We start from the raw sequence: 26,488 nt of genomic DNA on the forward strand, positions 1-26,488 counted from the left end.
CGCCGTGAAGCAGTAAAGTGCACCGTTCGATCCCCTCAAACACCCGCCATCAGGGCGGCTGGTGAACGTACGAATATGGTAATCTAGTGCTATTAAGCGTTCCCCCGGATCATTGCGGTTACGCCGGTACGGGACAACTCTTTGATGCCGTAAGGTCTGAGAAGCTCGATCATGGCATCGATTTTTTCGGTATCTCCAACAACTTGGACCATCATGCTATTTGGACCAATATCGACAACAGCAGCTCGGAATGTATCAACGAGGCCCATAATTTCCGGCCGCTCGGTTGGCTCGGATTTTACTTTAATCAAAGCGAGCTCGCGGCTAACCATCGGTCTTAAGCTCAAATTCACGACTTTGATCACATCGATCAGTTTGTAAAGCTGTTTTTCGATCTGTTCCAGCGTCTTATCGTCACCTTGAGTGACAATGACCATTCGGGATAAACCTTGTTCCTCCGACTGGCCTACGGTAATGCTTTCGATATTAAAACCGCGGCGACCAAACAACCCGGCCACCCGCTGCAAAACACCCGGCTGGTCATTAACTAAAACGGAAATGGCATGGTTCATCATCATCATTCACTGTCCCCCATCAACATTTGATCAATGGTAGAACCCTGGGTAACCATCGGATAGACGTTTTCCTCTCTGCTGACCACGAATTCCACCAGAACCGGTCCCGGCGTATCGAGCGCTTCCTGCCATGCGCGCTTAGCTTCTTCTTTGTTTTCCGCTCGCAGTCCCTTAACACCGTAAGCTTCTGCAAGCTTCACAAAATCAGGACTGCCTTCAAGATTGATGTGACTGTAGCGATGCTCATAGATCAACTCTTGCCACTGACGAACCATTCCAAGCACCTGATTGTTGATGACAACCACTTTAACCGGAATGTTATTGATTGCGCAGATCGCGAGCTCTTGAGCACACATTTGCATTCCGCCGTCACCGTTAATGGAGATAACCAATCTTTCAGGATGACCCATTTGCGCACCAATGGCTGAAGGGAATCCAAATCCCATCGTTCCTAGCCCGCCGGAAGTAATAAAGGAGCGAGGCTGACTAAACTTGTAGTACTGCGCTACCCACATTTGATGTTGTCCTACGTCAGTCGTGACAATTGCTTCTCCGCCTGTCGTTTCATTCAGCATCTCGATGACCCATTGCGGTTTAAGCACCGAATCGGAGTCCTTGTAACGAAGCGGCTTTTCGGTTTTAAGTTGTTGAATTTTCGTTCTCCAGGCATCCGCTTTATCCGTTCTGCTGACGAGCGGGTTCAACATTTCCAAAACCGTTTTGACATCGCCTACGATCGGAATATCGGCTTTGACGTTTTTACCAATCTCCGCCGGGTCGATATCGATATGAACAATTTTGGCATATGGGGCAAAACCGTCCAGCTTACCAGTTACCCGGTCATCGAACCGTGAACCGATATTGATCAGCAAATCCGCATTCTGAATTGACTGATTAGCCGTGTAAGTCCCATGCATCCCCGGCATTCCCATCCACAGTTCATGTCCGCTTGGGAAAGCACCCAATCCGAGCAGCGTCGTCGTGATCGGAATTTCCGTCTTGTTCACAAATTCGAACAATTGCTCGTGTCCACCGGAGTATACAACCCCGCCGCCGGCGATAATAACCGGACGCTCTGCATCCTTAATCGCTGCCGCCAGCTTATCAAGCTGCAGTCGATTCGGTACAACGGTCGGGTTGTACCCGCGAAGCTGAAGCGATTGAACCGGTTCGAACAACGTTTTGTTCGCCGAAACGTCTTTCGGAATATCGATCAGCACAGGTCCTTTACGTCCTGTATTCGCGATATGAAACGCTTCGTGGATAATCCGCGGTAGGTCTTCAACATGTCTTACGAGGTAACTGTGCTTCGTAATCGGCATCGTGATCCCAGTAATGTCCGCCTCTTGAAATGCATCCGTCCCGATCAGACTGGAAACGACGTTCCCCGTAATAACCACTAGCGGAACTGAATCCATAAAAGCTGTAGCGATTCCCGTTACGGTATTGGTTGCTCCCGGACCTGAGGTGGCGATGCACACGCCAACTTTGCCGGTGGCACGGGCATAACCATCTGCTGCGTGGATTGCGCCCTGCTCATGTCTTGTCAGCAGGTGTTTGAAATCGGTAAAGCCGTACAGCGCATCGTAAATGTACAACACGGCGCCCCCCGGATAACCGAAGACACATTCGACACCTTCCAAAAGCAAGCTGCGAAGTAATATTTCCGAGCCCGAAACGACTTCCGGTTTCATCCATTTCTCACGTAATTGTTCTGTAGACCGCACTTCTGGAATTTGCGCGCTCATCAGTCATCCTCCTTCCAAAATTAGGTGAAGCTTATTAATTTGTAATAAAAAAACCTTCCGCCCTCCAGAACAGTCTCCTGTTCTGAGGGACGAAAGGTTTGATCCTCCGTGGTACCACCCATTTTCACTAGGCACCTCGCGGTGCCAAGCCTTGACGAGTACAAGCATAGTAAACCGCCTCTACCCGTAGCCCCTAACGCGGACCTTACGATTCTCCCTAATACGCTGTAACGCAAGCTCCACCGCGGAATGGCCTGCAGCTTTTCAGGAAAATAGCTCCGAGGTGAGCTCGTATTTAAGGGATAATGGTGGTGGTCTCAGCAAATCCATCCACTCTCTGAGCAAAGAGCCCTTAAAACTTCGTCCTCTTCATCGCCAATTGATGATATGTCGTAAAAATTGTTAGGAACATTATATGATTAGTTCACACGTGGAGTCAATACCTGTTCACTGAAAACTTTCAAACAGGAACGCTTTCCCCTTCTTACCCATATGATAAATTGAAATGCCTATTTTTATCCATGGTAAGGAGGTTTTGTAGCGTATGATACGATATAGAAGGCCCAAACAGGACGATCCGGTCATCTATGACCTTATTTATAAAGAGCTTGTCCCTTATTCCCATCTATCTTCTCATGAGATCGAAACCGTGCTGAAGGAGCTGCCTCAAAGGCTGTCGCGTGGCGTCACGCTCGTAGCCTCAACTCATTACGAAACTGATCCGGTAGCCTTCATTCACTTTCTCGTCCATGGTGACTTGCTCTATATTGACATGATGGCTGTCGCACCGCCCCATCAGCGCAAAAGACATGGCAAAACATTGATGGCCCATGCGGAGAAATTTGCTATTTCTAGACATTGCAGACGGGCAAAAGTGTTGGTGGACCGGGACAATACCCGAGCCCACCTGTTTTACCTCAAGCAAGGGTATCAAACCCAGCGATTCATTCAAGTTTCCAAGTGCTATGAACTTGAAAAGAGGTTGTTTTCTCGGCGTTAATTACTTAATTTTACCAGAAATATGGATAGGGGGAAGGATACTTGTTGTACCCACCATAAGGATAGGCTCCGTACGGTGAATATCCGCCTCCGTAACCGTAAGGCGATGCACCGATAGCCAGAAGGTCAAACAAAACAAGCGGTATGATCGCTTTAGTTTTTACCTTTTTCCCTGACTCCTGGCGAACAACCAGACGATTCCCGCTAATTTTCACCAATTTTCCAGTAACGACAGTCCCGTCTTTTTTATAAGCGGCAATTGACTTGCCCAGCCATTTTTCGGCCTCTTTTCTCGTAACCGTTCTGCCCATATAAACTCCTCCTATCAAACTATTCAACAGCATTTTTGTATTCAAGTTCAGCTTATGCACCCATCCAAACAACGGCTTGCACCATCGCCTTGACATGAAAAAAACGGGCTCAGTACTAAAAAACAAACAAGCACATCGTCCAAAAGTATGAATTGTTCAGCCCCACTGAAAACTTATAAATTCTTTAATAAAAAGAAAAACCTAGCCTACGGCTAGGTCGTTGTCTCGATCCATATACTTGAGCATGAGAAAAACTGGGTACAGATTTCACCCCATACCCATTCCCACTTTTTTTCTACTCCCTGCTTTCTGCAGCTTCTGAACCTCAACTTAGTTTCGTACTGGTATGCATTTTCACAAATCCCACTCACCATCCGGCACTAAATGTATTTAGTACAGCTAATTCTAGGTATAATGTGGATTTTTTAAATTTTAACTGTAAAATATGCATTTATTTCGGAATATTTCATATCAGATGGGTCATTTTATTATTTTTAGATGCACTTTTTGCATTTGAATAATAAAACTTCCTCTTTAGGCAATATTTAACTGCACTAAATGCATTTAATGAACTTTACGGCAGCAGTGGTTTCTACTTCAGTTGCTGCTTAATCAATGCTCGAAACAAAAAAAAGGGCGGGAGATATCTCCCGCCTCGCATAAAAAACTCATTTATCGCTTTCCAGGATCATAAGGCGTCCCCAGAGCAGTTGGAGCCGAAGAACGTCCCACGGCACCTACAAGTACAATGATCGTCAGCACATAAGGAATCATGAAAATAAATTCTTGCGGAATGCTGCTCGACCAGTCAAATAGCTGTACATAGTTACGAATTGCCTGCGAGAAGCCGAAGAACATCGCTGCGCCAAAGGCACCGAGCGGATTCCATTTACCAAAAATCATCGCCGCAATGGCGATAAAGCCTTGACCAGAAATGGTATTATGGGCAAAGGTCCCCGTGGTAGTAAGCGTAATCGTTGCCCCGCCAATGCCTGCCAGCATACCGCTCAGAAGCACCCCGATGTAACGCATACGCGTGACATTCACACCCAGCGTATCGGCCGCACTCGGATGCTCGCCAACGGATCTCAAACGTAAGCCAAATGGTGTTTTAAAGAGAACATAATAAATCACACCTACAAGAATCAGCGCCAGATAAGACGTTGGATAAGCGTTAAAAAAGCCTTCCCCGATTACCGGAATGTCCCGAAGCCCTGGAATGGCGATTTTCTGAAACGTTTCTACCAACGGACTTTCAGCAGCACCATTAAACAACAGCTTTACGATGTAAACGGTTAAACCAGCTGCCAAGAAGTTAATAACGATACCACTAATCGTCTGATCCGCCTTGAAGGTTATCGAGGCCACAGCATGAATGAGAGCCCCTAAAGCGCCGACAACCAGCGCGGCCAGCACGCCAACCCAAGGCGCCCAGCCTCCCATTCCAGCCTCCTGTGCATAATGTGTACTTACTCCGGCAGCAAACGCTCCGAAGATCATTAGTCCCTCCAGACCAATATTCACCACACCGGAACGCTCCGAAAAAATCCCTCCTAGCGCGGTGAAAATTAACGCAGTCGAAAATACAAGGGTCGAATTGAGTAATTGACCAAGCAGCGTAAGTACGTCCATATCACAACACCTTCTCTTTCTTGCGCTTCAGGTAAAATGGCTTCAATACGAGTTTGACGATGCCCTGAGCGGCAATGAAGAATATGATCGAACCGATCACGATTTTGATCAGCTCTGGCGGAACTCCAGCTCCAAAGCTCATTCCGGCCGAACCATAGGTTAATACACCGTATAGAATCGCACCAAGCACTACACCGAACGGATGATTCATCCCCAGAAGAGCTACCGCGATACCATCAAAGCCATAACCTGGTGATGCTGCAAAAACCGATTGATAATGGAATACACCAAGAACTTCGAAGGTACCGGCCAAGCCAGCAAACACCCCGCTTATAAACATGGCCTTTACCACATTTTTACCAACACTGATCCCTGCATATTCCGAAGCGTCAGGATTCAGACCTACTGATCGCATCTCATAGCCCTGTTTTGTTTTCCAAAGGTACACATAGAAAAAGATAGCTACCAGAATAGCGATCACGGTTCCCCAGTGAACACGCGCGTTATTGAACAGGCCAGACAAGAACGTCATCGCCGCGGATGCATCAATATCCTCCGACCGGTTTTGACCCTTCAACAAGAAAAAATTACGAATCACATAGTTGGACAAATACAAAGCAATCCAGTTTAACATGATCGTCGTAATAACTTCGTTAATGCCTCGTTTTGCCTTGAGATAACCGGCGATCGAAGCCCACAATCCTCCAGCAAGTCCTCCGGCAATCACCGAGATCGGTATAAGAACCGCAGATGGAAGCGTAGATAAGGACAAGGACACTGCGGTGGCCGTTGTCATGCCAATAAGCACTTGACCGTCCGCACCAATGTTAAACATCCCGGACCGAAAAGCAAAGGCTACAGCAAGACCGGTAAAAATGAGCGGCGTAATCTGCCGGATCGTTTCACCAAAGTCATAAGGATTGCCAATAACCCGTTTAATCAGAGCACTGTATGCATCCAGCGGATTGTAACCACCGATAAGCATAACAACTGCACCAACTAAAAGGCCGAGCAGGATAGCAACCACTGGTACAACCAGGCTCTCCATGGTGATTATTTTGCGCAACTTATCCAATCGATTGACCTCCCCGCTCCAGGCTTCCCGCCATCATTAGGCCAAGCTCCTGATCATTTGTTTCCTTAGGAAGCACTTCTCCGACGATTCTTCCCTCGTAAATAACAGCAATTCGGTCGGAAACATTCAATATTTCATCCAGTTCAAAAGAGATCAGCAAAACCGCTTTTCCCTGGTCACGCTGCTCAATAAGTTGCTTATGAACAAATTCAATCGCCCCGACATCAAGTCCGCGGGTTGGCTGAGCGGCGATAAGCAGATCCGGATTTTTATCTATTTCCCGCGCAATAATCGCTTTTTGCTGGTTTCCTCCGGACAAGGAACGGGCTTTCGTCTCTACACTTGGCGTACGAACGTCAAACTGCTCCACAAGCGATTTGGCATGCTTCTCGATCTCGGCATTTTGAAGAAATCCGCCTTTATTAAACGGTGCCTTGTAGTACGTCTCCAATATCATGTTTTCACTGATCGTGAAATCTAGCACCAATCCACGTTTATGACGGTCCTCTGGAATATGAGACAATCCGTTCTCAATAATATTTCGAGCTGGTAAATTGGCAATTTCTTTACCACTCAGCTTGATGGATCCGGAATCGATTTTACGCAGACCAGTGATCGCTTCGATCAATTCACTTTGACCGTTGCCATCTACCCCGGCAATCCCCACGATCTCGCCGGCCTTCACCTCGAGGTTTAGCCCGTTCAAGATTGAAATCCCATGCTTATCTTTTACCCTTACGTCATTTAGCTGAAGGACAGGTTGTCCGATTTGAGGATCATTTTTATCAATTTTGAAGGATACGCCCCGGCCCACCATTTTCTCGGCCAGTTCGCTCGGATTGGTCTTGTCCGTTTCTACGGTGTCAATCACCTTGCCACGCCGAATAATCGTCACTGTGTCGGAAATCTCCATGATCTCCTTCAGTTTATGGGTAATCAGGATTATCGATTTGCCTTCCGCAACAAGTCTTCTCATGATCACCATCAGCTCTTCGATTTCCTGCGGTGTCAGTACGGCAGTAGGTTCGTCAAATATAAGAATATCTGCGCCGCGGAACAAGATCTTCATAATTTCAACCCGCTGCTGCATTCCAACAGAAATATCTTGAATTTTGGAATTGGGATTTACGCGAAGACCATACTGCTCTGACAATTTAGTTACCTGAGCGGACGCTGATTTATAGTCGATATTTAGTCCCTTTTTTGGCTCCATTCCCAAAATGATGTTCTCAGTAACCGTGAAGGGCTGAACAAGCTTAAAGTGCTGGTGAACCATCCCAATTCCCAATTTGATTGCCTTATTGGGATTATCGATCGTCACCGTCTCTCCGTTAACCTTTATCGAACCTTCGTCAGGCTGATAAAGTCCAAATAAAATGTTCATCAACGTCGATTTACCGGCCCCATTCTCACCGAGCAAAGCGTGAATTTCGCCTTTACGCAGGGTCAGGCTAATGGAATCGTTGGCAACTATGCCTGGAAATCGTTTTGTGATTTGCTTCAACTCAACAACAGGAGGTGCAGCACTCATGAAATCACCCTCACTATTTTGTGATTAACGCAAGCAACAAGGCCAGTTAATCCACTGGCCTTGCCTACTTGAATGCTCTATTTCTCTTTCATGACAGACTCCGAGCCTCATTAATTATTCAGCTGGAACCGTAACTTCTCCGCTAACGATTTTTTGCTTGAATTCTTCTACTTTGTCCAGAACCTCTTGGCTCAGGTTAGGATTTTTTTCAGGCAAACCAACTCCATCATCTTTCAGCGTCAAATTAGTAACTTGACCACCTTTAAACGTACCGTCGATGATTTGTTGAGTTACATTTTTAACGGCAACATCAACACGCTTCATCATCGAGGTCAACGTTACGTCATTACCAAATTCCAGCGATTGGTCTTTGTCTACACCAATAACCCACAATTTGTTCGCTCCGCCTGCCTTGTTACGGGAGATTGCTTCGTTAAATACGCCATTACCAGTTTGTCCTGCGGCAGGGAAGATAATGTCCGCGCCATCATCGTACAATTGGCTCGCCAGTGACTTACCAACATCAGGCTTGTCATATCCACCCGCATAAGTAATTTTCACGGTAGCTTTTGGATTAGCCGCAGCAACGCCTGCTTTGAAGCCAACTTCAAAGCGTTTGATGACCGGACTGTCCGCACCACCGATAAACGCAACTTTATTGGTTTTGGTTGTCAGACCTGCAACAACACCAACGAGGAATGAACCTTCGTTTTCAGCAAAAGTTACTGATTCTACGTTTGGAGCTTCAACCACGTTGTCGATAATCGCCAGCTTGGCGTTTGGATTCGCTGCAGCCACCTGTTTCGTTGCGTCGCCAAGGTCAAAACCGATGGACCAAGTCAAATCATAGCCGCCTTGAACAAATTGGTTCAGGTTTGGAATATAATCCGAGTTGCTCGTACTTTGCAAATATTTGTCGTCAACTTTATTTTCTGCCTTCAGAGCTTCCAGTGCTTCCCATGCAGATTGGTTGAAGGATTTGTCATTTACACCGCCAACGTCCGTAACAAGACCGATTTTCGGTTTGGCTGCATTTTCACCTTTACTTGCTTCCGTCTGAGTGCCAGCGTTCCCCTTATTGGACGAAGCTTCATTTTTCGCCGCATTGTTTTTGTTGTTGCCGCATCCCGTCAAAATCATAACCAATGCGAGCACCATCACTAAAGATACTTTGAAAGCTTTGTTCATGTAAGTTTAATCCCCCTTAAAATTTTGTGTGCTGTTTTGAGTACCACACAGACAGATTATACCTGCAATTTTTGCTAAAATCCATACTTTTACTGACCAAAGGCCAAATAATTTTCGTGTTTGTTTTCATAAAAACGCTTTCTTTCGGCAAAATTCCCATACAATGTTCGCTTTATGTTAACTAATTCGATTTTTGTCACTCTTTTTCCGAACATTCATTTGGATGCACAGTCGAAATGTAAGTATCTAGGATAACCTTCTATTTCAAATAGTGCCAACCACTCTAACAATATTTTACCTTGTTTTCAAATTTCCATGCGCCTCTTGCAAGGAAAGGAACGGATTACTCTTCATTACCAATGTCGAGCCCCAAAAAAAGCGCTGGCTCCGGGTGAAATAAATCCGGAGACAGCGCCTGGTTCCAACGTTATTAAGCGTTGATTTTCTCTTTAGCTACAGCAGCCAGAGAATTAAAAGCGTTCAGGTCGTTTACAGCGAGGTCCGCCAGCATTTTGCGGTTAATATTCACATCAGCCAATTTAAGGCCGTGCATCAATTTGCTGTAAGACAAGCCGTTCATACGAGCAGCAGCGTTAATACGTACGATCCACAGTTTGCGGAAATCACGTTTTTTCGCACGACGGTCACGATATGCATAAAGCAAGGATTTCATTACTTGCTCATTAGCAGTTTTGAAAATGCGGTGTTTCGAACCAAAATAACCTTTAGCCAGCTTCAATACTTTTTTATGACGACGACGAACAACGAATCCGCCTTTTACTCTTGCCATATTTAAAACCTCCCAAAAAGTTGTGTGAAATTACTTCAAGTTTGCTAATTGTTGTTTCATGCGGCTAACGTCACCTGCGTAAGCAACAGGGCTGTTCGCCAATACACGTTTAGCACGTTTGGACTTATGGGACAGCAAGTGATTGCGTTTCGCTTTATAACGTCTTACTTTACCGGTTCCAGTAATTTTGAAGCGGCCTTTCAGGCTGCTGTGGGTTTTCATTTTAGGCATTATACTTCCCCCTCAAAGTTTGTGAGCTTAGCTTCCGCTTAGTTTTTCGGTGCCAGAATCATGATCATGCTGCGTCCTTCCAGCTTAGGAAGGCGCTCAACGGTAGAGATTTCCGCAACCTCTTCTTTGACGCGGTCGAGAATTTTTTTCCCGATGTCGGCATGAGTAATTTCCCGTCCGCGAAAGCGAACCGAGCATTTCACCTTGTCGCCATCTTTCAAAAATTTGATCACATTGCGAAGTTTCGTCTGGAAATCATGTTCCTCAATATTAGCCCGGAACCATACTTCCTTGATGTCCACGATCTTCTGATTTTTGCGAGCTTCCTTCTCTTTCTTCTGCTGTTCGTAGCGGAACTTGCCATAGTCCATAATCCGGCAAACCGGCGGCTTGGCAGTCGGCGCAACGTTCACCAGATCCAGATTCAGGTCGATCGCCATTTGCAGTGCTTCACGGATCGGTTTAATACCGATTTGTTCACCCTCAGCACCAACCAGACGGACCTCTTTCGCACGAATCTCATCATTGATCAAATGTTCCTTACTGATAATTCTCCACCTCCAAATGGTCTAATGTTACGGTTGACCGATACTGCGCAAATAAAAAGGATGCAGGTTCTCACCCGCATCCCTATTGATCGTCAATTCTTCATGAACATCTCATTCATAAATCATTGGATCAAAACCAGCCAACACATAGTCGGTCAGGTGAGAAGCCGGGGCCTCTGCTTGCAATCCATAACAACTCATTGCAACACTCAAATAATATATCATGTAGCTTGATGCCAAGTCAAGCATTAATTCAAAAAAAGGAAAAGCCTACATGAGCACACGGAGGGCCCGGCTGAATCCAAGATTCGATGCCGAGCCCTCTTCTTTGCAGGCAGCTTCGTGATCAAAAGCCGTTTTTTGAGTTACCTTGCATCAGCCTTGTTTGCTTTGTACTTCTTCCAGACGTACCACCCGCGTATGCTGCGTATGACTCCATTGTTTGTTGTTTTGAGTGAAGAAAGCGTAGAAAGTAATTGGCCACCAGGAAATCAAATAAATTGGGAACAGAATCAAGTAGGCGTACACTTTCTTAAACGTAACCTTCTCCAGAATCATAGCGGCCAAGAAAGTAAACACATTCGCTGCAATGGCGATATAGGAAACCCACATCGGCATGTATCCGTACAACGTTGCAAAGTGCGGTCCAGTAAGCAAAGATTGGTCTACCCAAATTAGTGCCGAAAGCAAGAACGTGAGCAGCACGATATACACATTGACACCGTAAAGAGCCATATCCAGCTTAACCAAGCTGCGCTCCTTAATACTCTTCCAAAGAAGCGGGAAGAAGTATCGGCGAGCAACGGTAAAGTGACCCTGCATCCAGCGCAAGCGCTGACGTGCCGAAGCCTTAAATGTCAGCGGCTTCTCGTCAAACAGCTTCGCATCATAGTTAAATACCGGATACACACCACGTTCGACGCAGCGCATCGTAAACTCCAAGTCTTCAACTAAGCTGGTTGCTCCCCAGCCCATCTCCTTCAGCAGCTCAGTTTCAAAGCACATGCCTGTGCCCCCGAGGAAGTTTGCCATATTCAAATTGTGGCGAGGCAGCTGCCACAGCCGGTTACAGTACCAGTAAGAAATACCGTAAGAAGCAGTGATCCAGGAATCTTCCGGATTCTTGGTATCGATATATCCTTGAATAACGCGTGCGCCGGAGCACAAATCGTTGTTCACTTCTCTCAGAAAGTCAGGATGAGCCAGGTTGTCGGCGTCAAACATCACGACAGCATCATACTGACGTGGCATTTTCCATAGTTCCTTAAGCATCCACTCGATCGCATATCCTTTACCCCTTAAGTTAGGGTTGCTGCGGACGCAAGCGTTCATTCCGTGGCTTCGCACGATATTTGCCGTTCCATCGGTGCAGTTATCACAGATAACAAATACGTCATATAACTCTTTCGGATAGTTGAGGTGCTTCAGGTTCTCCATCAAAGCCCCTACTACCTTTTCTTCGTTATGCGCCGCTACGAGTACAGCAAATGACTTCTGCGGAGCGAACTGAACTTTTTTCTTTTTCTTATACATACCGAACAAAGACAATCCAAATTGATACACCCCAACCACTGCTAGAATGACCTGCAGCGATATTAAGATGATATCCAACATGATTTCTTGCCCCCTTTAACCCCTTTTGATTTGTGTTATCTTTTCTCTAGATTTGCGGAGTTTCTCTTTTTTTCATGACCCTTCTTTGTTTCCAGCCCTCTTTTACTTAATGCGTTAATAAAGAAATAACTTACGCATTACGTAACGCACTACGATTTTCCATGACTTTGACGGTTTTGTCAAAACCACTATAACCTCACCGTAGCGCAAATACATCCGAAGTCGGTCTATTTTTGCATACTGGACCGCCGCATCCTGCAATCGGTGCGGTTAGTTCTTATTTTCATCACTTTTGGCGCTTTTTATTTCTAAATCCCCTCTTTTTTCACCGCGATTCAAGATATTTGAAACATTCCAATTACATAAACGCAAAAAAACAGCAAAAAGTTTACGTAGTCACACAATTTTTTTTAAACTCTTTTGCTATCATTTGAATCATTGTAAATGGTAAGTGGGTAGGAAGTCAAAGTCATATAGCCCTGTTTGGAAAAACATTCTTGAAAAGAACACCGATTAAAAATATGATAAGTCTAATCTGAAAATGCCATGCTACAGAATACGAAGCTGATTTGAAGGGCTGTTTTGGACTGCCTAACATACGGCAAACCAAAAGCGGAGGGATTTCATGACTCGATTGCTGATGAAATTAAAGAAACTGGACCAGCAGCTTTTTGTAGGAATCAACGGCCGCTTGCACCGCAGCTTTCTTAATTTTTGGGTATACCACATAACGCATTTAGGAGGAGCCTGGTTTACCATCATCGCTTCATTGCTGATTTGGTATGCAGCCCCGCAGCCATGGAGTAAAGTTGGTCTGCAATCCTGTGTAGCTCTCGCCGTTAGCCATCTTCCGGTTGCAATAGCAAAGAAAACATATCCTAGAGTGCGTCCATATTTGACGCTGCCTGGCACGAAGACGTTCCGAAACCCGCTGAAGGATCACTCTTTTCCGTCGGGACACTCGACCGCAATTTTTTCCGTAACTATGCCGTTCGTCGCAGCAGCTCCGGGGCTTGCCATTGTTCTTCTCCCACTCGCGCTGATCGTCGCTTTATCTCGAATTTATTTAGGCCTCCACTATCCTTCAGATTGCCTGGCAGGTGCCGTAATCGGGTCTTCCGTAGCCTTTGGTACGGTTGCATTATGGTCATAAAGGGGCTATTGTAGTGATTAGGAAAACCTTGCAGGAAAAGGTGAAACTAAAGTGCATAAACAAAGAGTCTTGCTTTTATCTGAGGGGTTTGGAGCTGGTCATACGCAGGCGGCCCATGCGCTCTCCAGCAGTTTACGAAAGATAGCGCCAAACGTCCAGACTAAGGTCATGGAGCTTGGCAGTTTTTTAAATCCGAGAGTGGCGCCGATTATAATAACCGCCTATAAAAAGACGGTTTCCTCGCAACCTCGTCTAGTTCGTATGATGTACCGCAGCAATTATAACAAATCTTTGAACCGATTGACGACGCTGGCTCTTCATCGGATTTTTTATACGCGTACGATTCAACTTATCCGTCAGCTTCATCCCGATGTTATTGTATGTACTCACCCCATTCCAAGCGCCGTTATATCACGTTTAAAGCGAATTGGCATGCTCGATGTTCCCCTGAGTACCGTAATTACGGACTATGATGTTCATGGTGCTTGGGTAAGCCGAGAGGTTAACTGTTTTCTGGTCTCTACCGACCGGGTGAAGAAACAGCTGCTTGAACGCGGTGTGGAGAACAGCAAAATTAGAATAACCGGAATCCCCGTGCATCCCAACTTCTGGGAGCGTCATCGCAAGGAGGACATCCGTCTTCAGTTCGGCTTGAATGAACTGCCTACCATCTTGGTGATGGGGGGCGGCTGGGGCTTTATGAAGGACGAGGCAGTCAATTCACTGCTGGCCTTGTACCGGGAAAGTATTCAGATCATTTTCTGCTTTGGCAGCAACACGAAATCGCTGGAGAAGATGAAAAAGGACGAACGCTTCATTCATCCAAACATCCATCTACTCGGCTTCACCAAAGAAATCGACAAACTGATGGAGGTCTCCGATCTGCTGATCACTAAGCCCGGTGGAATGACCTGTTCAGAGGGGCTGGCTAAGGGAATACCGATGCTTTTCCATAAGCCGCTGCCTGGACAGGAGGAAGAAAACTCCTCCTACTTCACTAGACAGGGCTGGGGAACACCTATAAATTCGCTGGATGATATCACGAACTGGATTCATCGATTGACGAATCACTATGAAGAAGTTGTCCAATCAAGGGAAGAGGTATTGAACCATATCGCTCGTTTTAGACCGATGCAAAGCGCCCAAGCCATCATCGATCTTCTTGGAAATGCAACTTTAATCAGATAATAGGAAAATAGGCCGCCGGAGAACCGGCGGCCTTGTTCATCCCCTATTAAAACTGGTCCATTTTATCCTCGTGGTATCTTCTCAGCGCAGCGTCTCCAACGATAACCTCACACCGGTAAATCGGCATGCCTCGTCCAACAAATTTACTCTCGTATTCCGTCATCACATTGAATTCAGGATTGCCCTCTTCATGAAGGCTTAGTGAAATGTTATTCATCTGCAGACCCGATGCTGCAAAAGCGTTCAAGGAGAATTGGAACAATTCCCTGGAATCGGTCTTGAAATGAATTTCGCCTTCCTCGTTCAGCAAAGTGCGATACTTCTGCAAAAAGCGTGGATGCGTAAGTCTCCGGCGCCAGTGCTTCTTCTTAGGCCATGGGTCACTGAAATTTAAATAGATGCGTTCAAGTTCCCCAGGCGCGAAAAACTCTTCGATTAACTCGATATTTCCAAGTGCGAGACGAACGGTTTCCGGCTCCTCCTGCCCCTGCGCATTCCAGATCGCTCGAACTTTCTCGCTCGCCCGGCGGATCAATTCATCGTACATATCCATTCCTATAAAATTAACATTCGGATGCTTCGCGCTCATTCCGCTGATAAACTGCCCTTTGCCCATGCCTAATTCAATATGAATCGGCCGCTCGTTACCGAACACCTCGGACCAACGTCCTTTGTATTCCCGGGGATCCAGTACAACGAGCTCCTGCTGCTGCTCCAAATTCTCCCGAATTCCTTTTCTACCGCGTAAACGCATGTCATTCCTCCGCTTTCTTGTTATCCATTACTGCAATATTGTGCCGAAGTTCGCTGCAAATGTAAAGGGCACAATGAAAAAGGAATCTATACGGCCGCCGGGGAGACGGATCATATGATTCCTTTTTCGAATATATTTTGGAATTGGGGTCCAACAAATTTAATACTATCAAAATAACATAATCTGTCATTCATCGCAAGGAAGCTGCCCGCCCTTATTCCCTTTTTCACACAAAATTTGATACAATAAATCAGGTGGAAGTCGCGTCCTGCGTGGCTTTTGCTGATGAATAATTATGCACTAAATATTTTGTGACAAAATAAAGGAGTTATCATGAACACATCTGCAAAAGATTCTCCTACCTTATGGGGAGACAAACGATTTCATACATGGAATACCGAAATGCGACACCAATTTGGCGACAAAGTATTTAAAGTCATGCTCGATGCGGGATTTACCTGCCCCAACCGGGACGGCTCTATTGCCAAAGGCGGCTGCACCTTCTGTAGCGCACGCGGGTCTGGAGACTTTGCCGGAAGCCGGAGAGACGATTTGGTAACCCAGTTCAACACGATTCGCGACCGGCAGCATCTCAAATGGCCCCATGCTAAATATATCGGATATTTTCAGGCTTATACTAATACTTATGCTCCAGTTGAAGAACTGCGCGAATACTATGAAGCTATTTTGGAGCAGCCCGGTGTCGTTGGACTATCCATTGCAACCCGTCCCGACTGTCTGCCTGACGATGTTGTTGACTATTTGGCCGAGCTCAATGAACGAACTTATTTGTGGGTAGAGATGGGACTGCAGACGATTCACGAATCAACCTCCCAGCTCATTAATCGAGCCCATGATACACAAACCTACCTGGATGCTGTGGAAAAGCTGCGCAAACGAAATATTCGGGTGTGCACGCATATCATTTACGGGCTTCCGCAGGAAAGCCACGAAATGATGCTGGAAACGGGACGAGCCGTTGCTGACATGGATGTGCAGGGCATCAAAATTCATCTGCTTCACTTAATGCGAAAGACGCCGATGGTCAAGCAATATGAAGCAGGTTTGCTGCGCTTCTTAGAGAAGGATGAATATGTGAAGCTCATCGTGGATACTTTAGAGTTTCTCCCGCCGGAGATGATCGTTCATCGCTTGACTGGAGATGCACCTCGCGACTTGCTAATCGGGCCAATGTGGAGCCTAAAGAAATGGGAAGTGCTAAACGCAATCGATGATGAGTTAAAACGGCGCGACACCTGGCAGGGCAAATATTGGAGGGGGCGTTAACGATGGGCTTCCTCTCGGTACTTAGCTTTGCCCACAAGCTGACGAGCGAGCGGCTTGCCTCCGGCGATATCGCAGTTGATGCAACGGCCGGCACAGGGTCGGACACGCTGTTCTTGGCAAAAACCTGCGGTCCCGGAGGCCAGGTATACGCCTTCGACATTCAGGAGCAAGCGCTCATATTGACCAAGGCTAGACTGGAAAAGGAGGATCCATCGCTTCTAGCTGATATAGCCTTGATCCAGAAAAGCCACGCGGAAATGGAGCTTGCTATCCCGCCAGAGGTTCACGGTCGCCTTGGAGCCGTCATGTTTAACCTAGGATATTTGCCGGCGGATGATGCCGATCATTCCGTCATCACCCAGCCGGACAGTACGATTCGCGCACTTGATGCGGCCACTAGGCTGCTTCGACCACGCGGGATATTGACCGCCGTCTTGTACCCCGGACATCCGGGGGGCGAGAGCGAAGCGGCGGCGGTGGAGGCTTGGGCGGCGGCGCTACCTGCTTCAGTGGGCCAAACGGTAATATACCGTCAGCTTCAAAGGCAGGCTGCGCCTTACTTAATCGCTTTGGATAAAAAATAACAAACTAAAATCATGGGGGTCATATAAAATGGGGATTCGAAAAATTGAACACGTAGGAATTCGCGTATCTGCAATGGAGGACTCCATTGAATTTTACGAACGGATTATCGGACTTAAGCTGCTGCATACGATAGGAGAAGTAGGAGAATCGCTCCGTCTGGCCTTCCTTACGTTCCCGGGTCAGGAATCAGTTGAAGTAGAGCTGGTATACGTTAAAGATGGCGAGGATTTGCCAGGGGAAGGAAGAGTTCACCATATCGCATTTACCGCCAGCAGTATTGAAGAGGAATATGCCCGGATTTCAGGGCTCGGTCTTTCGGGACTGGATAAGGAAATCCGCTCACTGCCAAACGGCAGCCGCTTTTTCTTCTTTAACGGGCCGGATGGTGAGCGGATTGAGTTTTTTCAGCCCCCGTTTTTAGCCTAGAGCTCATACCAATATTAAAAAGAAAGCGAGTGCTGCGTATGGAGGAGCTTACGTTTACTTTCGGCAATGGCACCGAACACGACGTTTTTGTTTATCGCTGGAGCAATACAGACGCAGCTTCGCAGCTTCGGGGCGCCCTACAAATTGCGCATGGCATGGCGGAAACGGCCAGACGCTATAAGCGTTTGGCCGAGGTGTTAACCGCACATGGCTTTGTGGTGTACGCCAATGACCACCGCGGTCATGGCAAGACAGCCGGAAGCCAGGAAGAGCTTGGTTGGCCGGGAAAGAACGGCTTTTACGGCATGGCTGAGGATATGGCTACACTTGGCGGCATCATTCGCAAAGAGCATCCAGAGCTGCCTATTTTTCTGCTCGGCCACAGTATGGGCTCTTTTTTAACGCAAAAGATCATGTACTCCTCCCACGAGCCATACCGTGGATTCGTCCTATCTGGCACCAACGGGCCACGTTCCATGCTGGCCTTTGGCAAAAACCTGGCTCGCCTTCAAGGGCTGCTCCAAGGTGAAAGCCATCGCAGCCTGCTGATGAACGCCCTCTCCTTCGGCAGCTTCAACAAAAATTTTCAGCCCGCCAGAACTCCTTTTGACTGGATATCCCGTGACGAACAAGAAGTCGACAATTACATCAACGACCCTTACTGCGGTTTCTTAAGCAGCGCTGGCTTTTTCCAAGGGATGTTCAGTATGCTGCAAGAGATTCATCAGCCGGAGCGAATGCAGCAAATCCCGAAACACAAGCCCGTGTACATATTCGGCGGCGAATTAGATCCCGTTGGCTTAAGCGGCGTCGGCGTGCGCAGATTGATTGATCTTTACGCTCGTATAGGCCTACAGGATGTAGAAGTGAAGCTATATCCCGAAGGCCGCCACGAGATGCTGAATGAAATTAACCGTGACGAAGTTATGAGAGATTTAAAGGACTGGCTGGAGCGGCACAGCAAAGTATAACGGACGCTCATCCTCCGTCTGCTGATACAAAACAGCCAGCAATGTAGCTGAGTCCTCTACAAGCGATGTTTCTTCTACTAACCCGCAGTCGGAGCCTGTCTCCGCCACTGCGGGATTTTTTTGTCCCTTAAGTATTTCATAAAGCGAGAACGGAAGCTCCTCGAGGCTTGCAAATTTTTGCAACTCCCGCTCATCCAGCCCCAAAGCCGCAAATTCATCGGAGATACGCGAAGGTTCCTCGGCCATCATTTTAAAATATTTGGCACGCCGATCTTTTCCGAGCCGGTCATCCCACCAGATTTTCCGCGGCTTATATTTATGGCCAAGCAAGTAGTCCAGCTTCATTAGCCCCAGCACGATCTCAGGCTTCTTCAAACCCCTATGAGTCAAAAACTCGTATAGACGTGTGAACAGGTCCTCCAACTGGTGACCGATGCGCTGCCAGCCCTGTTCCTCCCAATAATCCCCGAATTCCTGGAAAAAGTCGAACGGAGAATCGAACTCATGGGAAACCAGATACTCCATTGTATGGTCCATCCGGTGCGCGTTCCAATATTTCTCCAGCACGTCCTCAAGCCGTTTTAGCCGGATGACATCCGAGAAAGGGAGCACATTATTGCTGAGTATTTCGTAAGGAGCATGGTCCATATACGTATAATTGTATATAGCCGCATCGTTCCGAAGGCCCGTTCCGCGCAGCATTTTCAGGAAACCGAGCTGCAGTTCCTCCGGACGCATCACAAACACATCGTTAAACGTTTTGCGGAACGTAGCGTAGTCCTCTTCAGGCAGTCCAGCGATAAGATCCAGATGCTGGTCGATTTTGCCGCTTTCTTTGATTTTCGTCACCGTACGGGTCAGCTTCGTAAAATTTTGACGCCGCTTGACGAGCTCATTCGTCGGGTCATTCGTCGACTGAACGCCGATCTCAAACCGGAAGATGCCGGGGGGCGCGTTCTCCGCCAAATAATCAAGCACCTCAGGACGCATAATGTCCGCCGTAATTTCAAATTGGAATACGCAGCCCTGGTGGTTGTTAATTAGAAATTCAAACATTTCCATCGCATAATTACGGTTAATGTTGAACGTCCGATCCAGAAACTTGATGATTTTTGCACCGTGCTCAATTAGATACAGAATGTCCGATTTGACGCGTTCGATATCGTAATAGCGAACCCCCACCTCTACGCTCGAAAGGCAAAATTGGCAGTTGAACGGACAACCCCGGCTCGTTTCAAAATAAACAATGCGTTTGCTCAAATCCGGGATATCCTCCGGAAAACGATGCGGCGACGGCAGCAAGTTCAAATCGCATTTCGTCCGGGGCGGGTTGATGACCACTTCCCCATCCTTTCGGTAAGCAGCGCCAAAAACATAGTGGAATTTCTTCTCGCCCGACAGCTCCTGCAGCAAATGATGGAACGTCTCCTCCCCTTCCCCCATCACGATAAAATCGATATCCTGGGAGCGTTCCATCCAGTATTTCGAATCATAGGATACCTCAGGCCCGCCCAGCACGATCACCGTATCGGGAAGCACCTTTTTGAGCAAGGCGATAAGCTTAAGCGTCTCCTCGATATTCCAGATATAACAGGAGAAGCCGAGGACATCGGGACGGCGCTGGTACAGGCTCGAAACGATGTTCATGAGCGGGTCCTTGATCGTATATTCCGCCAGCTCAATGTCGAAGTCGTTACCGCTATATGCTTTCAGCAGGCGAATCGCCATCGAGGTATGGATAAATTTCGCGTTTAATGTAGCTAAAATAACCTTCATAGTTCACAACCCTATTCCATAGTTTGAAAAAATTCCAGAAACGGCTTACCGTATTTCCGGTACTTGACTTCCCCGACCCCTTTTATTCTCAGCATATCCGATTCTGTAGTCGGACAGACCACACTCATCTCACGCAAGGTGGCATCGTTGAAAATGATGTAAGAAGGAACATGGTCCCGTTCGGCCAAATCCCGCCGGATCAACCGCAGCTGCTCAAATACCGTTTCATTAACGGCGGACGGGCCGTCATCGAAGGCTGAACCGCGACGGCGCGAGCCGCTTGAGGAAGCCCCTCCTTTGGCAGAGGCAGCCGGCTCCGGTGCCCGAAGCATAACTTGATGGCGGCTCTTGAGCACCTCAACAGCCAGCGGCTGCAGTCGCACCACTGGATACTGCCCCTCGGTCAAGGCTAAATAACCTTCGGCAACAAAAACGTTGATCATCTCGGAGATTTCCTTTTCCGTGCGGCGGCGCATCATTCCGTAGGTTGGCAGCTGCTCGAACCCGTATTGAAGCACCTTTTTGTTCTGGGAGCCCTTGAGCACCGAAGCAACAAGCGAGACGCCGAAGCGTTCCCGCATCCGGTGAATGCACGAAAACACGATCTGCGCATCCACGGTCATATCGACGAGCTCTCGCTCGTCCCGACAGGAGCTGCAAATGCCGCACGGCTTATGGTCATGGGCTTCGCCGAAGTAATCCAGCATCGCCCATCTGAGGCAGCGGGTCGAATAGCAGTATTCGATCATCTGCTGCAGCTTGCGGTAATCGTTGCGCTTGCGGTCCGTATCTTGCGGATTTTGTTCGATCAAAAACTTCTGTGTCATAATATCCTGCGGACTGAACAGCAAGATGCACTCGCTCGGCTCCCCGTCCCGCCCGGCCCGGCCAGCCTCCTGGACATAAGCTTCCATATTTTTCGGCATATTATAATGAATCACATAACGTACGTTCGATTTGTCGATACCCATGCCGAACGCATTCGTAGCGACCATGACCCGGATGTCGTCATAGAGGAAAGCCTCCTGGCTCTCCTCCCGCTCTTTATCGGACAAGCCCGCATGGTATCGTCCTGCAAGGATACCGCTGCTGCCGAGCCGCTCGTACAAATCGTCGACCTCCTTGCGAGTCGCAGCATAAATGATGCCCGGCTGATGAGCATGCGTCTTCGTATAGTTCATGACGAATTCACGCTTGTTCTCACCGCGCAGCACCGACATGGCCAGGTTATCCCGGCCAAGTCCCGTAACAAAGACAGCCGGCTCCGTAAGCCGCAGCAGCCGGATCATGTCGTCCATGACCTCCGGTGTGGCGGTTGCCGTAAACGCCGCCATAATCGGGCGTTCAGGCAGCCCGTTAACGAACGGTGCCACGGCAAGGTAGCTCGTCCGGAAGTCGTGCCCCCACTGCGATACGCAGTGCGCTTCGTCCACAGCGACGCAGGAGATGACGAGTCCGCTCATTTCCTCGCGGAACCAGTCGAGCTCAAGCCGCTCCGGCGCCACGTAGAGCAGCTTCAGCTCGCCCCGCCGCGCCGCGCGGATGCGCTCGTTGACCTCTTTTCCGGTCAGTGTGCTGTTAATGTAAGCGGCGGCGATCCCCATCGTCGTGAGCGCATCCACCTGATCCTTCATCAGCGAGATGAGTGGAGACACGACTAGCGTCAAACCAGGTAACATCAACGCCGGAATTTGGTAACAAATCGATTTCCCGCCTCCGGTCGGCATGATGCCAAGCGTGTCCTCTCCCGACAGCACGCTTTTGACGATATTGCGCTGCCCCTCCCGAAAGTCGGGGTAACCGTAATATTTTTGCAGCAGCTGCTGCGCTTGCTCTATCGTTAATAATCCAGTACTCATGACGATTCTCCTTACTTCCCGTCGAAACTCCTGCCTCAGATGGACAGGCTTTCTATGCACTCTTAAGTTTACCGGGGTTTCGGAAAATGGGCAACCAAGGGCCAGACTACGCCGGTTGGTCAATTGACCCAGGATGGCTTAGGCGGTATCATGTGCAGTAAATACACTTGATCAAAGATGGAGAATAATTCTATGACACCAAACGGAAAGTCTCGCAAGGAACCGAACCGGAATTCGGAACAAAAACGAGTTCGTCCTACGGGCCAAGCATCGACTCATTCTAATAAATCAAAACAGGCCTCTTTAAAGGGCGGAACCCCGGGGAATGGATCGCAAGGCAAACCCCGTTCAGGGTCGGCTTATGCCGGTAAACAAGAGGGGCTTAATCGTCCCAACAAGGGATACAAAGGAAAACCTAAGCATCCCGGCGGAGCAGCACATGCGCCTGCGCAGCGTATTGCCAGCAAAGAATTCGCTGATGATCTGCGGATCGGAGACCAAATCGTTGTCACGATCAAACGGCTCGGTATCAATGGTGAAGGGGTCGGTTACTACCGCCGCAAAGCGGTATTTATTGAGAATGCGATCCCAAACGAAGTCATTAAAGCCGAGGTCACTAAAGTCGAGAATAAATTTATTACCGCCTCAATGAAGCAAATCGAGAAGCGCTCCCCGTTCCGGGTAGACGCCCCTTGTCCGGTATTCGGCATCTGCGGCGGCTGTCAAATTCAGCACTTATCGTATGAAGGGCAGCTTGCGGGAAAAGAAGATATCGTTCGCGAAGCCTTTTCACGTTACGCCGGCCTACCGGATGTGCGAATGAAGCCGATTCTTGGCATGGAGCATCCTTGGGGTTATCGCAACAAAGCTCAGCTCCAGCTCAGGATGGAACAGGAAGGCATGATCGCCGGTCTGTATGCCGCCGACTCGCATAAGCTGATCGACATAACAGGCTGCCCGATCCAGCATCCCAAGCTAAATGAAGCGGTCGATCGAGTACGCAACGTCCTGCAGCGTCTGCAAATTCCCGTTTATAAGGAAAAAAGCAACCAGGGCCTCGTCCGTACGATCGTCGTCCGCTTAGGCTTTCAGTCTGAGCAGTTGCAAGTCACGCTGGTGACATCAAGTGACAAGCTGCCTAGACGTGAAGAACTGGTGAAGGAGCTGCGGCTCGCTTTACCGGAACTTGCAAGCCTGGCGATGAACATTAATCCGAAGAATACTTCGCTTGTGTTTGGCAACCGAACCATCACCCTCTGGGGGGAGGACAGCATCCAGGAATCGCTTGGCGATCTGGATTTCACGCTCTCCCCTCGCGCCTTCTTCCAGCTTAACCCGATCCAAACGGTCAAGCTGTATGAGACGGTGCGAACCGCCGCCGGGTTGACCGGACGGGAAACGGTTGTCGACGCCTACTGCGGCACCGGCACGATCGGCCTGTGGCTGGCGCCTTACGCCCACGAGGTTCGCGGGATCGAATCGATCCCCGAAGCGGTCGAAGATGCGAAGGTGAATGCGGCCCGCAACGGGCGCGATAATGCCTCGTTCTACGAGGGCTACGCAGAGGAACTGCTCCCTCGATGGGTGAAGTCCGGCTTTTCCCCGGACGTTATCATCGCCGACCCGCCGCGGACCGGCCTCGATGCCCGCTTCCTCGAAGCCGTACTGCGCACGAAGCCGAAGCGCTTCGTGTATGTCTCCTGCAACCCGTCCACGCTGGCCAAGGATTGCAAAGTGCTGATGGATGGCGGCTACGCCCTGGAATGGGTGCAGCCGGTCGATATGTTTCCGCAGACAAGTCATGTGGAGTGTACAGTGAGTCTTGCAAAAAAAGATACAGTCTAATGAACTGTACCTTTAATGCGAAGGGAGAGGGTTGGAAAGATTGTAGTAAATCTTAATCTTTCCGCCCTCAAATACTTCGATTGTTTGGATAAGCCTTTGGAGGATATGCTTCAGAACCTGCTCATCATCAATGTTAAGGTCTGTAAAGCGCTCAACTTCCTTCCGAAAGGCTTCTTTTCGTTCTGCGAGGTTCTTTCCTTCTTCTAAGACTACAATGAGTTCAGGCACCCCATGGGTGTGTATATGATAAAGTATTAGAGTGATATACTCAGCCGCCACATACGTGTGGTATCATTCTTTAGCGAAATCAGTTTATATAGAAATGGAAAATTTTTATAAGGTTAAGCTATATTTGTAGTATAGTAGTCGAAATCATAATGGGGGTGCTAGTGTGTCAAATATAAAAGCACTTGTTGTCGGTGTTAGTAATTATTATATGTCAGGGGCACCAAACCTTCCCTTTTGCAAGAATGATGTAATTGAGATGACGGAAGCCCTTCATACTGGATTAAAGTTAGAGTATGATGACATTTTCACTCTTGGAAAATCAGGTGATGTAACAAAGGGTGACTTCATAAAGGCAATTTCAGAAATAACAGCCATAATAGGTAAAGATGATTATTTGATGTTTTACTTTTCAGGACATGGTACATCTGTTCATGATCAGCACTACCTTGTATTTAGTGATGGATTATTAAGCACACAGGAAATTATAGAATTCTTCGAGCAGGCTTCTGCTAAAGGCAAGGTTGTTTTTTTGGATTGTTGCTATTCGGGTCAATTTTCGATAAGTGGAATATCGATACTTAGCGTTGAAGAAACGGTTAATGAGTTTGCAGGAAGAGGACACGCAGTATTTACTTCAAGTAATGCAACCCAAGTGTCTTATGGACACCCTGATAAACCAATTAGTGTGTTCACTAGTTTTTTATGTGATGCACTTAAAGATAAGAACATAATAAAAAAAGGCAAAGTTTCTTTATATGATATACAAAAACTTGTAAGACTCTTCTTAGAGGTTTGGAATCTAAAGAATCCAGATAAACAGCAACAACCTATTTATAGAGCAAATATGGGCGGCACTATTTATTTCGAGGTGCAAGAATATGTTCCATTCTATACCTCAAAAGTTTATTGCGAGTATGATAAGTACATAATTTTCAATGTTAAACCCCTCCACGTTGGTTTAACAAAAAGATATGCAGTTGAAACTATTATGAAAGAGCCATTATCTATTGAAGAAATAGGGGATATTTCATTAGAAATATCCGAAATGGTAAAAACAATAGAGGTTTATGAAAATTCAATAGCCCAAGAGCGTTTCTCAGGTAAATTGGCCAATATTATTTGGATTTATTTCGGACGAGATGAAAGTGATATGGTAAAACATAATTATGTTTGTACCACAACGTGGGTTGATGATACTCAAGATAAAAATTGGTGGTATAGAGTAGACAATAAAGACACTTTTATCTTAAATAGTGTTCACTATAAATTCTTTTCATATTATGAGTCGTTAAAAAGTATGAATCAAGAAAATACAGGAAGTAAGGATAATGTCATATCAAAAACAAAAGATATATTATCATCTATGTTAACTCTTGCGGAAAAGGCAATTCATTATTTCAATGAATTTAAGAACGGGGTTTTTGCAGAAGAAGACCTTATACAAGAAATGGAGAATTTAATTCCCGATATAAATAAGTATTATTTTAAGAGTCATAATTGGGATATCCCACCAGATGAGATTCATGATTGGAGTCAAGCGTGTGCAGTGTTGATCGGTACTGTTTACGATTTCTCTTTGTTTTATAATAATAAGTATCTTTCACAGCGAACACCCGAAAATCGAAGGGCTTGTATGGAAAATACAATTAAGCAATATTACTCGGATTTAGAAAAAGTTCGCAAACTGGAAGAGAAACTGTAGGGTACACTTATACCGGAACATTTTTAATCTAATGAGCAATATCGAGTAATATCATTCTTGTGGTTAGTTGTGTACTTACGGTCCTCTCCTCACGCGTAGAATCAGTAGCTCTTTTTGTAAGGTTGCACAGGATCAGATGGTTAGAGATAAACAAAAGTCGATTTAATTGAGGACATTCACAATTTGCAATGGATTATATCAACATGTCTGTTAATAATTGATTATTTTCGTGAAAAAGTAAGTTTATTATCGTATAGGTGGTGACTATTTCTGAAACCGAAGAAATATTTAGAACAATTAAAGCAAATTAATACAATCCCGAACTTAGTCAAAGCTATTAAATCAATTTTTGAAAGCTTTGAAGATAACAACTATATACCTGCAATTATAGAAGAAGGGAGTTTCACTCTAGAACAGGGGGAAGATCTGTATCTAAAACTAGTCCTAAAACACCAGTCACTAAAACTAGAAA

At 47.0% G+C, this 26,488-nt stretch carries 23 protein-coding genes; 9 read left to right on the top strand and 14 right to left on the bottom strand.

Annotated elements, in window-relative coordinates; translation table 11 throughout:
- Positions 1-92: 92 nt before the first annotated feature.
- Together ilvN and ilvB are read right to left on the bottom strand one after the other, a co-directional pair.
- Positions 93-581: an acetolactate synthase small subunit gene (gene ilvN / locus ACFQ3W_RS19755; RefSeq protein ID WP_379320952.1), complete on the bottom strand. Its 489-nt coding sequence runs from the start codon at positions 579-581 to the stop codon at positions 93-95.
- A complete protein-coding gene (gene ilvB, locus ACFQ3W_RS19760) occupies positions 578-2,323 on the bottom strand; it encodes a biosynthetic-type acetolactate synthase large subunit (RefSeq protein ID WP_379320953.1) in 1,746 nt (581 codons plus the stop codon). The genes ilvN and ilvB overlap by 4 nt, the downstream gene beginning before the upstream one ends.
- A gap of 544 nt (positions 2,324-2,867) precedes the next feature.
- Here ilvB and ACFQ3W_RS19765 point away from each other — a divergent pair.
- Complete coding sequence (locus tag ACFQ3W_RS19765) at positions 2,868-3,323, top strand: GNAT family N-acetyltransferase (protein WP_379320954.1); 456 nt, start codon at positions 2,868-2,870, stop codon at positions 3,321-3,323.
- 10 nt (positions 3,324-3,333) lie between these two features.
- Here the strand turns inward: ACFQ3W_RS19765 and ACFQ3W_RS19770 are convergent, their stop codons facing one another.
- From ACFQ3W_RS19770 to ACFQ3W_RS19810, 9 genes are all read right to left on the bottom strand, one after another.
- Positions 3,334-3,633, bottom strand: a complete 300-nt coding sequence (locus tag ACFQ3W_RS19770) for a hypothetical protein (protein ID WP_379320955.1) — start codon at positions 3,631-3,633, stop codon at positions 3,334-3,336.
- Positions 3,634-4,305: 672 nt separating this feature from the next.
- Positions 4,306-5,265: an ABC transporter permease gene (locus ACFQ3W_RS19775; protein ID WP_379320956.1), complete on the bottom strand. Its 960-nt coding sequence runs from the start codon at positions 5,263-5,265 to the stop codon at positions 4,306-4,308.
- A gap of 1 nt (position 5,266) precedes the next feature.
- Complete coding sequence (locus tag ACFQ3W_RS19780; RefSeq protein WP_379320957.1) at positions 5,267-6,340, bottom strand: ABC transporter permease; 1,074 nt, start codon at positions 6,338-6,340, stop codon at positions 5,267-5,269.
- Positions 6,333-7,871, bottom strand: a complete 1,539-nt coding sequence (locus tag ACFQ3W_RS19785; RefSeq protein WP_379320958.1) for an ABC transporter ATP-binding protein — start codon at positions 7,869-7,871, stop codon at positions 6,333-6,335. The genes ACFQ3W_RS19780 and ACFQ3W_RS19785 overlap by 8 nt, the downstream gene beginning before the upstream one ends.
- 114 nt (positions 7,872-7,985) lie before the next feature.
- Entirely contained in the window at positions 7,986-9,059 is a 1,074-nt protein-coding gene (locus ACFQ3W_RS19790; protein ID WP_379320959.1) for a BMP family lipoprotein, read from the bottom strand.
- A gap of 430 nt (positions 9,060-9,489) precedes the next feature.
- Positions 9,490-9,849, bottom strand: coding sequence for a 50S ribosomal protein L20 (rplT, locus tag ACFQ3W_RS19795; RefSeq protein WP_009226727.1), 360 nt, complete (start codon positions 9,847-9,849; stop codon positions 9,490-9,492).
- A 30-nt stretch (positions 9,850-9,879) separates the two neighbouring features.
- Positions 9,880-10,080 carry a 50S ribosomal protein L35 gene (rpmI, locus tag ACFQ3W_RS19800; protein ID WP_379320960.1) on the bottom strand — a complete coding sequence of 67 codons (201 nt, stop codon included), beginning with the start codon at positions 10,078-10,080 and terminating at the stop codon, positions 9,880-9,882.
- Between the two features lie 38 nt (positions 10,081-10,118).
- On the bottom strand, positions 10,119-10,613 hold the full coding sequence (gene infC / locus ACFQ3W_RS19805; RefSeq protein ID WP_379320961.1) for a translation initiation factor IF-3: 495 nt from the start codon (positions 10,611-10,613) through the stop codon (positions 10,119-10,121).
- 390 nt (positions 10,614-11,003) lie between these two features.
- Complete coding sequence (locus ACFQ3W_RS19810; RefSeq protein ID WP_379320962.1) at positions 11,004-12,242, bottom strand: glycosyltransferase family 2 protein; 1,239 nt, start codon at positions 12,240-12,242, stop codon at positions 11,004-11,006.
- Between the two features lie 625 nt (positions 12,243-12,867).
- Between ACFQ3W_RS19810 and ACFQ3W_RS19815 the strand changes: the two genes are divergently transcribed.
- Both ACFQ3W_RS19815 and ACFQ3W_RS19820 read left to right on the top strand, forming a co-directional pair.
- Entirely contained in the window at positions 12,868-13,395 is a 528-nt protein-coding gene (locus tag ACFQ3W_RS19815; RefSeq protein WP_379320963.1) for a phosphatase PAP2 family protein, read from the top strand.
- 51 nt (positions 13,396-13,446) lie between these two features.
- On the top strand, positions 13,447-14,583 hold the full coding sequence (locus ACFQ3W_RS19820) for an MGDG synthase family glycosyltransferase (protein ID WP_379320964.1): 1,137 nt from the start codon (positions 13,447-13,449) through the stop codon (positions 14,581-14,583).
- A 46-nt stretch (positions 14,584-14,629) separates the two neighbouring features.
- Here the strand turns inward: ACFQ3W_RS19820 and trmB are convergent, their stop codons facing one another.
- Positions 14,630-15,337 carry a tRNA (guanosine(46)-N7)-methyltransferase TrmB gene (gene trmB / locus ACFQ3W_RS19825; protein ID WP_379320965.1) on the bottom strand — a complete coding sequence of 236 codons (708 nt, stop codon included), beginning with the start codon at positions 15,335-15,337 and terminating at the stop codon, positions 14,630-14,632.
- Between the two features lie 333 nt (positions 15,338-15,670).
- Between trmB and ACFQ3W_RS19830 the strand changes: the two genes are divergently transcribed.
- Genes ACFQ3W_RS19830 through ACFQ3W_RS19845 form a run of 4 tightly spaced genes read left to right on the top strand, consistent with a single transcriptional unit; the run spans position 15,671 to position 18,606 of the window.
- Entirely contained in the window at positions 15,671-16,624 is a 954-nt protein-coding gene (locus ACFQ3W_RS19830; protein ID WP_379320966.1) for a TIGR01212 family radical SAM protein, read from the top strand.
- 2 nt (positions 16,625-16,626) lie between these two features.
- Entirely contained in the window at positions 16,627-17,208 is a 582-nt protein-coding gene (locus ACFQ3W_RS19835; protein ID WP_379320967.1) for a class I SAM-dependent methyltransferase, read from the top strand.
- 28 nt (positions 17,209-17,236) lie between these two features.
- Complete coding sequence (locus ACFQ3W_RS19840; protein ID WP_379320968.1) at positions 17,237-17,635, top strand: VOC family protein; 399 nt, start codon at positions 17,237-17,239, stop codon at positions 17,633-17,635.
- Positions 17,636-17,673: 38 nt separating this feature from the next.
- Positions 17,674-18,606 carry an alpha/beta hydrolase gene (locus tag ACFQ3W_RS19845; protein WP_379320969.1) on the top strand — a complete coding sequence of 311 codons (933 nt, stop codon included), beginning with the start codon at positions 17,674-17,676 and terminating at the stop codon, positions 18,604-18,606.
- Here ACFQ3W_RS19845 and ACFQ3W_RS19850 read toward each other — a convergent pair.
- Positions 18,571-20,382, bottom strand: coding sequence for a B12-binding domain-containing radical SAM protein (locus ACFQ3W_RS19850; RefSeq protein WP_379320970.1), 1,812 nt, complete (start codon positions 20,380-20,382; stop codon positions 18,571-18,573). The two genes, ACFQ3W_RS19845 and ACFQ3W_RS19850, sit on opposite strands and share 36 nt — an antisense overlap.
- 11 nt (positions 20,383-20,393) lie before the next feature.
- Positions 20,394-22,241, bottom strand: a complete 1,848-nt coding sequence (recQ, locus tag ACFQ3W_RS19855) for a DNA helicase RecQ (protein ID WP_379320971.1) — start codon at positions 22,239-22,241, stop codon at positions 20,394-20,396.
- 192 nt (positions 22,242-22,433) lie between these two features.
- Here recQ and rlmD point away from each other — a divergent pair, with 192 nt between their 5' ends.
- Positions 22,434-24,086 carry a 23S rRNA (uracil(1939)-C(5))-methyltransferase RlmD gene (gene rlmD / locus ACFQ3W_RS19860; protein ID WP_379320972.1) on the top strand — a complete coding sequence of 551 codons (1,653 nt, stop codon included), beginning with the start codon at positions 22,434-22,436 and terminating at the stop codon, positions 24,084-24,086.
- Between the two features lie 391 nt (positions 24,087-24,477).
- Positions 24,478-26,016, top strand: a complete 1,539-nt coding sequence (locus ACFQ3W_RS19865) for a caspase family protein (protein ID WP_379320973.1) — start codon at positions 24,478-24,480, stop codon at positions 26,014-26,016.
- Positions 26,017-26,488: the final 472 nt, after the last annotated feature.

Source organism: Paenibacillus puldeungensis, from assembly GCF_042678945.1.
Classification (GTDB): Bacteria; Bacillota; Bacilli; order Paenibacillales; family Paenibacillaceae; genus Fontibacillus; species Fontibacillus puldeungensis.

Excerpts from the sequence above, each read along its gene's own strand:
- ACFQ3W_RS19815 (WP_379320963.1), top strand. The coding sequence starts at position 12,868 with ATGACTCGATTGCTGATGAAATTAAAGAAACTGGACCAGCAGCTTTTT.
- ACFQ3W_RS19790 (WP_379320959.1), bottom strand. The coding sequence starts at position 9,059 with ATGAACAAAGCTTTCAAAGTATCTTTAGTGATGGTGCTCGCATTGGTT.
- recQ (WP_379320971.1), bottom strand. The coding sequence starts at position 22,241 with ATGAGTACTGGATTATTAACGATAGAGCAAGCGCAGCAGCTGCTGCAA.
- ACFQ3W_RS19840 (WP_379320968.1), top strand. The coding sequence starts at position 17,237 with ATGGGGATTCGAAAAATTGAACACGTAGGAATTCGCGTATCTGCAATG.
- ACFQ3W_RS19835 (WP_379320967.1), top strand. The coding sequence starts at position 16,627 with ATGGGCTTCCTCTCGGTACTTAGCTTTGCCCACAAGCTGACGAGCGAG.
- ACFQ3W_RS19845 (WP_379320969.1), top strand. The coding sequence starts at position 17,674 with ATGGAGGAGCTTACGTTTACTTTCGGCAATGGCACCGAACACGACGTT.
- ACFQ3W_RS19770 (WP_379320955.1), bottom strand. The coding sequence starts at position 3,633 with ATGGGCAGAACGGTTACGAGAAAAGAGGCCGAAAAATGGCTGGGCAAG.
- ilvN (WP_379320952.1), bottom strand. The coding sequence starts at position 581 with ATGATGATGATGAACCATGCCATTTCCGTTTTAGTTAATGACCAGCCG.
- ACFQ3W_RS19810 (WP_379320962.1), bottom strand. The coding sequence starts at position 12,242 with ATGTTGGATATCATCTTAATATCGCTGCAGGTCATTCTAGCAGTGGTT.
- rplT (WP_009226727.1), bottom strand. The coding sequence starts at position 9,849 with ATGGCAAGAGTAAAAGGCGGATTCGTTGTTCGTCGTCGTCATAAAAAA.
- trmB (WP_379320965.1), bottom strand. The coding sequence starts at position 15,337 with ATGCGTTTACGCGGTAGAAAAGGAATTCGGGAGAATTTGGAGCAGCAG.
- ACFQ3W_RS19775 (WP_379320956.1), bottom strand. The coding sequence starts at position 5,265 with ATGGACGTACTTACGCTGCTTGGTCAATTACTCAATTCGACCCTTGTA.
- rpmI (WP_379320960.1), bottom strand. The coding sequence starts at position 10,080 with ATGCCTAAAATGAAAACCCACAGCAGCCTGAAAGGCCGCTTCAAAATT.
- ACFQ3W_RS19850 (WP_379320970.1), bottom strand. The coding sequence starts at position 20,382 with ATGAAGGTTATTTTAGCTACATTAAACGCGAAATTTATCCATACCTCG.
- ACFQ3W_RS19765 (WP_379320954.1), top strand. The coding sequence starts at position 2,868 with ATGATACGATATAGAAGGCCCAAACAGGACGATCCGGTCATCTATGAC.
- rlmD (WP_379320972.1), top strand. The coding sequence starts at position 22,434 with ATGACACCAAACGGAAAGTCTCGCAAGGAACCGAACCGGAATTCGGAA.
- ACFQ3W_RS19830 (WP_379320966.1), top strand. The coding sequence starts at position 15,671 with ATGAACACATCTGCAAAAGATTCTCCTACCTTATGGGGAGACAAACGA.
- ACFQ3W_RS19785 (WP_379320958.1), bottom strand. The coding sequence starts at position 7,871 with ATGAGTGCTGCACCTCCTGTTGTTGAGTTGAAGCAAATCACAAAACGA.
- ilvB (WP_379320953.1), bottom strand. The coding sequence starts at position 2,323 with ATGAGCGCGCAAATTCCAGAAGTGCGGTCTACAGAACAATTACGTGAG.